This window comes from Mesorhizobium sp. M7A.F.Ca.CA.004.12.1.1, assembly GCF_003997835.1.
Taxonomy (GTDB): Bacteria; Pseudomonadota; Alphaproteobacteria; order Rhizobiales; family Rhizobiaceae; genus Mesorhizobium.
In genome coordinates, this window is the sequence record NZ_RZRK01001214.1 from 1 (window position 1) to 1,225 (window position 1,225).

The window sequence follows — 1,225 nt, forward strand, 5'->3', positions numbered from 1 at the left end:
ATCCTGGCCGCACTCGGCCACGGCCAGCCGCTCTATATGGCATTCTATGCGGCGATGATCGCGTTCTTCGCCTTCTTCTACACTGCGATTGTCTTCAACCCGAAGGAAACCGCCGACCAGCTCAAGAAGCATTCGGGCTTCATCCCGGGCTATCGTCCGGGCGAGCGCACCGCCGATTACATCGATTACGTTCTCACCCGCATCACCGTCGTCGGCGCCATCTATCTGGTGCTGGTGTGCCTGTTGCCGGAGTTCCTGATCTCGGCGACTGGCGTACCATTCTACCTTGGTGGCACATCGCTTCTGATCGTGGTCAGTGTCACGCTCGATACGGTTGCGCAGATTCAGGGCCACCTGATCGCGCACCAGTATGAAGGCCTGATCAAGAAGTCGAAGCTGCGCGGGGGGAAGAAAGCCAGATGAGGTTGATATTGCTTGGGCCGCCAGGAGCGGGCAAGGGGACGCAAGCACAAAGACTGGTAGAAAAACACGGCATACCCCAGCTCTCGACGGGCGACATGCTGCGTGCTGCCGTCCAGGCAGGCACCGAAGTCGGCAAGCGCGCCAAGGCGGTGATGGATGCCGGTGAACTGGTGTCCGACGCGATCGTCAACGCGATCGTCGCCGAGCGTATCGATCAGCCCGACTGCGCCAAGGGGTTCATCCTCGACGGCTATCCGCGGACCCTGGTGCAGGCGGATGCGGTCGAGCAGATGCTGTCGGATCGCTCCCAGGGCCTCGACGCCGTCATTGAGCTCGTCGTCGACGACAAGGCCCTGGTTGGCCGGATCGTCAAGCGCGCCGACGAGGCGCAGGCCGCCGGCCTTCCCGTTCGCAAGGACGACAACCCGACCGTGTTCGAAGAGCGCCTGAGGGAATACTACAAGAAGACGTCGCCGCTGATTGGCTACTACTATGCCAAGGGCAAGCTCCGCAGTGTCGACGGCATGGCCGATATCGACGCCGTGACGGAACAGATCGAAGCGGTGCTCAAGGACGCAGTGCGGGGAAATTAACGATTGCACTTGACGGAGGCGGTTCGCTGCGGTATGGCGGCCCGTCTTCCTATCAGGCATGAGCTTTGCTTGTCCGCAAGGGCAAGGCAGCCGCATTGAACTGGAAACTCCCGCATGGGCCGGCCTCCACCGGACGCGGGGCAACTTAAGACAGCGCCGTGCCCGCCTCGTTTTTGAGGTTGGCCGGCCCACATGGAGAAGGGAAGAAC

General features: G+C 61.6%; 1 protein-coding gene and 1 pseudogene. Both read left to right on the forward strand.

Annotated elements, in window-relative coordinates:
• Nucleotides 1-423: pseudogene (locus tag EN984_RS35215) on the forward strand (preprotein translocase subunit SecY); the annotation flags it as partial.
• Nucleotides 420-1,016, forward strand: coding sequence for an adenylate kinase (locus EN984_RS35220; protein WP_013531436.1), 597 nt, complete (start codon nt 420-422; stop codon nt 1,014-1,016). The pseudogene EN984_RS35215 and the gene EN984_RS35220, both read left to right, overlap by 4 nt.
• Nucleotides 1,017-1,225: the final 209 nt, after the last annotated feature.